General features: G+C 58.0%; 4 protein-coding genes and 2 pseudogenes. 5 read left to right on the top strand and 1 reads right to left on the bottom strand.

Translation table 11 applies throughout. From position 1 onward, the window contains the following. The 4 genes and pseudogenes from CAK78_RS08520 to CAK78_RS08505 all read left to right on the top strand — a co-directional run. The coding region (locus CAK78_RS08520; protein ID WP_094697001.1) for a Rid family hydrolase at window positions 1-277 on the top strand (277 nt) is incomplete at its 5' end. A 22-nt stretch (window positions 278-299) separates the two neighbouring features. After that, entirely contained in the window at window positions 300-1,589 is a 1,290-nt protein-coding gene (locus tag CAK78_RS08515; RefSeq protein ID WP_094697000.1) for an L-cysteine desulfidase family protein, read from the top strand. A 58-nt stretch (window positions 1,590-1,647) separates the two neighbouring features. Continuing rightward, window positions 1,648-2,301 (top strand): helix-turn-helix transcriptional regulator, encoded by a 654-nt coding sequence (locus tag CAK78_RS08510; RefSeq protein ID WP_094696999.1) that lies wholly within the window; start codon window positions 1,648-1,650, stop codon window positions 2,299-2,301. A 141-nt stretch (window positions 2,302-2,442) separates the two neighbouring features. Further along, window positions 2,443-3,030: pseudogene (locus tag CAK78_RS08505) on the top strand (histidine phosphatase family protein). A 41-nt stretch (window positions 3,031-3,071) separates the two neighbouring features. On the opposite strand, the pseudogene CAK78_RS08500 reads toward CAK78_RS08505, so the two are convergent. Continuing rightward, window positions 3,072-5,276 (bottom strand): annotated as a pseudogene (locus CAK78_RS08500) (DUF3427 domain-containing protein); the annotation flags it as partial. 71 nt (window positions 5,277-5,347) lie between these two features. Between CAK78_RS08500 and CAK78_RS08495 the strand changes: the two are divergent. Further along, window positions 5,348-5,626 (top strand): transposase (locus tag CAK78_RS08495; RefSeq protein WP_141214130.1); only part of this gene is annotated, 279 nt, incomplete at its 3' end.

The raw sequence follows: 5,626 nt of genomic DNA, 5'->3' as shown, positions 1-5,626 counted from the left end.
CAAACAGCAGGGTGGCGTGGTGGAAGGGGGCATCGAAGCCCAGAGCCGTCAGGCGCTGGAGAACCTCAAGCATGTCTTGGAAGCCGCCGGTGGCAACCTGGATACCGTGCTCAAGACCACCTGCTATCTCGCCGAGATCAGTGATTTTGCCGCGTTCAACGAGGTTTATAAACGCTATTTCCTGAAAGATTGTCCGGCTCGCAGCTGCTTTGCCGTGAAGGATCTGCCGATGGGTGTCAGGGTGGAAGTGGAAGCGATCGCTCACATCGCTGGTTAATGTTGATAGAAAGGGTGTTCTGATGAAGCAAGCGTGGCAGCAGTATCTGCAGATTATTCAACAGGTTGTCAAACCGGCGCTGGGTTGTACCGAGCCCATCGCCGCCGCTTATGCCGCCGCTGTCGCCGCCCGGCAACTGGGCTGCAAGCCCGTCCGGCTGGAGGTGGTGGTGTCGGACAACCTCTACAAGAACTCCATGGGGGTCTATGTGCCGGGCACCGGCAAGATCGGGCTGGCCATCGCGGCGGCTGCCGGCGCCATCGGCGGCAACGCCGAGGCCGGGCTGGAGGTGCTGGCTGCCATCACGCCGGCCCAGGTCGCAGAGGCGCAGGCGCTGATCGATGCAGGCCAGGTGCAGGTGAGCCGCACCTCGGCCCCCGAGTTCATCTATTGCCGGGTCCGCTTGCTGGGTCTTGATGCAGAGGGCATCGAGCACAGCGCCGAGGTGACCCTGTGCGGCGGCCATACCCGCATCGTCGAGCAGCGCCGCAATGATGAAGTGACCTTCACGGCCGAACAGGGCCAGGGGGGCGCCACCGGCGCCATCTGCGATGGGGTCGACATCCGCATCGCCGCCATTCATGAGTTCGCCACCCAGGTGGAGTTCGAGCAGATCCGCTTTATCCTGCAGGCCTCCGAGCTCAACGGCAAACTCTCCGACGAGGGGATGAACAACCCTTATGGCCTCGAAATTGGCCGCACCATGCAGCAGAACATCCAGGCCGGCCTCATCGGCGAGGACGTGATGAACCGCATCGTGATGCGCACCGCAGCGGCCTCCGATGCCCGCATGGGGGGCGCCAGCCTGCCGGCCATGAGCAACTTCGGCAGCGGCAACCAGGGCATCGCCGCCACCATCCCGGTGGTGGTCATCGCCGAGCGCTTCGGTGCCAGCGAAGAGCAGCTGGCCCGCGCCCTCATCATGAGTCACCTGGGCGCCATCTACATCAAGTCCCACTATCCGCCGCTGTCGGCCTTTTGCGGCAACACGGTTACCAGCGCGGCGGCGGCCATGGCCATGGTCTATCTGGCGGGCGGCAGTTTCGAGCAATCCTGCCACGCCATCCAGAACGTGCTGAGCGACAGCGCCGGCATGGTGTGCGATGGCGCCAAGGCCTCCTGCGCCATGAAGGTGAGCACCTCCTCCGGGGCGGCGGTGCGCGGTTTCCTGATGGCGCTCAACAGCCACGCTGTCTCGGGGCAGGGGATCGTGGCGGGCAACGTGGAGCAGACCATTCGCAACGTGGGCCAGATGGTCAAGGACGGCATGTCTGCCACAGACAGCACCATTATTGATATCATGTCCGCCTGAGTGTCCCTGTCGGCTGCCACCCTTGCCCGGGTCGGCGGCCCTTTTATAAGGTTTCAATGTGAAGCTGCAAGAGCTGAGTTCGACCGATTTCGAGATCCTCAAGGCGATGGAGATCATCGTGGACGGCATCGCCGCCATGTATGGCCAGCACACCGAGGTGCTGCTGCACAGCCTGGATGCGCGCAATCCGTCGATCATCAAGATTGCCAACGGCCATATCACCGGGCGCAGCGTCGGTGCCCCCATCACCAACCTGGCGATGATGAAACTCAAGAGCGGGCAGGATATCTCCAGCCCCTACATGACCAAGTGCGCCACCGGCAAGACGCTGCGTTCGCTCACCACCGTCATTCGCAACGGCGAGGGGCAGGCCATCGGTCTGCTCTGCATCAACACCGACATGGACGCCCCGCTGCAATCCGTGCTGCGCACCATGATGCCGGATTGCCTGCACGGCCACGATGGGCATGCCACCCCGGAGGTGTTTGCCCGCAACATAGACGAGGCCCTCAACAGCACCATCGACACCGTCAGTGCCGAGGTGCGCGGCAACGAGGCGGTGCCCCCGTCCCAGAAGACCCGGGTCATGGTCAACCAGCTGCACGAGCTCGGCATCTTCGAACTCAAGGACAGCGCCCAGATAGCCGCCCGCCAGCTCGGCATCTCGGTTCACTCCATCTACCGCTATCTGCGGGAGATCAAGAAGGGCTGAGCACGGCGCCTGCCAGCATAAACGGGTCATCATTGACCCGTTTTGATTTTTCTTTCCCCCGTCTGCGCCTTGGCTGCCCCGGCACATCTGCTACCATGCCTCTCTTGTTTTTGTTATCTCGTTGAACCTGCTGGAGAAACCATGTCCCGTACCCTCTATCTGCTGCGCCACGGCTAGACCCGTTACAACGCCGAACTGCGACTGCAGGGGCGCTGCAACTCCGAACTGACCGCCAAGGGCGAAGCCCAGGCCCTCGCCATGGGGGCCCGTCTGGCCAAGCTGCTGGCCGAGCCCGCCGACTGGACCCTTTACGCCAGCCCCCTCGGCCGGGCGCGCCAGACCGCGGAGCGGGTGTGCCAGCAGCTTGGCTTGGACCAAGCGCGTATCGTCTGGGACGAGCGGCTGGTGGAGTTGGGGATGGGAGAGTGGGAGAGTCGCCGGGTACCCGAGCTGCTGGCGACCCACCCCGAGCTCGATCTGGATGAGCCTGACTGGTACCTGCAAGCCCCAGAGGGCGAGAGTTTTCAGAGCATTCAGGGCCGGGCGCTGAGCTGGCTGCAGGATGAGCGCATTGCCGAGCGTGCCATCGTGGTCTCTCACGGCCTGTTTGGCGCCATGCTGCGCGGCGCCTATGCGGATCTGGATTACACCACCACCTGGCTGCAGGAGCTGCCGCAAGATGCCTTCTTCAAACTGAGCGGCGGCCGCATCGAGCGGATCCCCTGCTGACCCCGACCAAAACGGCTCGCCACTGGCGAGCCGTTTGTCGTTTAGCCAACGGCCAATTTTGCTGCATCCTTCCACATAAATGGCGGCATCGGAGTAGTAAGATGCCACCTAATGTTCATCGGTTGGCTGCCGTTATGAGACACGTACTCCACCTCACCAAAGTTCACAAAGCCAAGGGTGCGGCCAAATTCATCTTTGCTCTGCTCACGAACGAACAGAAGCACGCGCTTACCCTCTGCCCTGTGGTTTATGTAACTCAGCCCCTTGCCTCGCTCTGGGCGAGCGCTGTTTTGGCTTTGCCAATGGAACAGTGACTCGTTGATGGCGTAGTCGTGATAACGGGTGGTGGGGGAGAAGTGCTGCTCCGTTTTGTTCAAGGTCACGAACAGCAACTCAATATTTTGTTCTGCGATGACATATACCCCTTCGCGAGCCGTGGGTTGCTGCGCGAAGGTGGTTGCACCAAAGCCAACCAGCACCTGCTCTCTGGCATAACGGGCATGCAGTTGCAGTGGATTACCGGGAAGATCAGGCATGGCCAGTTGCTCGTGTTGCACCCGGTTGATCAGCATGGGCAACAGATCTGCCAGCTCGGCCCTCAACTCTGGTTGATTGAGTTGTTTCAGGCTGTGCGCCAAGGAGCTAAAGCCTGCGTTGGGGCCGCTTTGTTGCCAGAAGTCGTAATGGCACATCAAGGCCATCCGTTCATCGTGCTCAGGCGTTAAGGTAAAGGCGCTTTCCACCAAGGTTTGTAAGAAGTTCAAGTAATGGAGCGCATCGCAGCCCAATAGCCGGGTTTTGATGGCCCGGGTGTAGAGGGTTGACAGCTTCTCATCGCTCATTTCAGAAATGGTATGGTTGTGGGCCTGTTTGACCAAGGCGCTCCAATTGCCGCGCTTGTAGATCTCCTCAAGGCTGATATGAGGGTAGAACTTCAAAAAATTCGCCAGCGTCAGCGGTAAATCGCAATCCTGTGAGAAACGGCGGATCAGGCCCATGAGGCGCGAGGTATTGAGAGTCGCCTTTTTGATATTGCTCAGAATTAACTCTTGGGTCTGTTTTGAGAGCTCGATGCGGCAGCCCAAGGGGGCGTGAGGGAAGCCTTGTTTGATCTCGTGGCTGATCGCCTTATTGGTTTTACCCACCAGTGCCCGGAATTTCTGGGCAAAGTCATACTCCGCACGGGCATTCCCAACAAAGTCCAATACGGTGCAGCACTCTTTATCGCTCGCCAGCCGCAGGCCGCGCCCTAATTGCTGCAAGAAGATGGTGAGGCTTTCCGTTGGTCGTAAAAACAGCAAGGTATCGACTTCCGGGATATCAACCCCTTCGTTGAAGATGTCCACCACGCAGAGAATATTGATAACGCCGGTACGCAAATCTTGTTGCTTACTATGTCGCTCGTCTCGGTTATCGCTAGTGAGGATGTCAGCCTTGATGCCCTTCAATAAAAATGCCTTGCACATAAAGTCGGCATGTTCACGGCTCACACAAAATGCCAGTGCTTTGATCTTGGTAATATCGGTGACGATCTCATTGAGGCTCTGGACTATCTTCTGTACCCGCTGCTGATTGTGGGTATAGATATTGGTGAGCTCAGTGATGTCATAACGGCCATTTTTCCAAGTCACTTGGCGCAAGTCAGTATCATCATCGATACCAAAATATTGGAACGGACAGAGATGGCGACGATTGATGGCCTCGGGCAAGCGGATCTCTGCTGCGATGACACCACAAAAGTCGACAAGAATATCACCGCCATCATGGCGCTCTGGCGTTGCGGTTAATCCCAATAGAATGTGAGGTTCAAAGGCGGCGAGTAGACCGCGATAACTGGCCGCCGCAATATGGTGAACCTCATCAATGACGATGTAATCGAAATAGTCTGGGCTAAGACGTAAATTAGCCAGCTGGTTATTCAAGGATTGCACCGAGGCAAATAGTTGACGGTAGTGGGTTGGCACGGCGCCGCCGACCAAGAGTTCGCCAAAATTGGATTGCTTAAGCACTCCGCGGTATGAGGCCAATGCTTGGCGCAAGATCTCCTCTTTATGGGCGACAAACAGGAACTTGGCATCGAGTTTGGTTTTCAGAAAACGCGCAAAATCAAAAGCGGAGATCAGGGTTTTCCCTGTTCCGGTGGCCGCAACCACCAAGTTACGGAAGCGCTGGTGTAAAGTGCGCTCCATCGCCAATTGCTCAAGGATCTCCTGTTGATGGGGAAACGGCGCGATATCAAAGAAATACCTGATTACCCATGATTAGCAGTCACCCCGAACTATACTGATCTTATGCACAGTTATCGAGGAGCGAGATCATGGCCAAAAGCAAAGTCCAATTCCAGAAAGGCTACAGCCTGTTTGAGCTTCTCAAGGACTATGGCACTGAAGCTCAGTGCGAAAACGCGTTGTTCACTTGGCGTTTTCCTCACGGCTTTGTCTGCCCTGAATGTGCCAACAAGACCTGTTGTCACCTGAAAAGTCGGCCACGCGTGCTGCAATGCAATCACTGCCATCACCAGATGTCATTGACTGGGAACACTATTTTCGCAAACACCAAGCTCCCGCTGACCAAGTGGTTTCTGGCGATGCACCTG

The sequence above is a fragment of the Aeromonas sp. A35_P genome (assembly GCF_002259925.1).
In the GTDB taxonomy this organism is placed as follows: Bacteria; Pseudomonadota; Gammaproteobacteria; order Enterobacterales; family Aeromonadaceae; genus Aeromonas; species Aeromonas dhakensis.
Note: the sequence above shows the minus strand (reverse complement) of the source record. Positions and strands in the feature narration are given on the sequence as shown.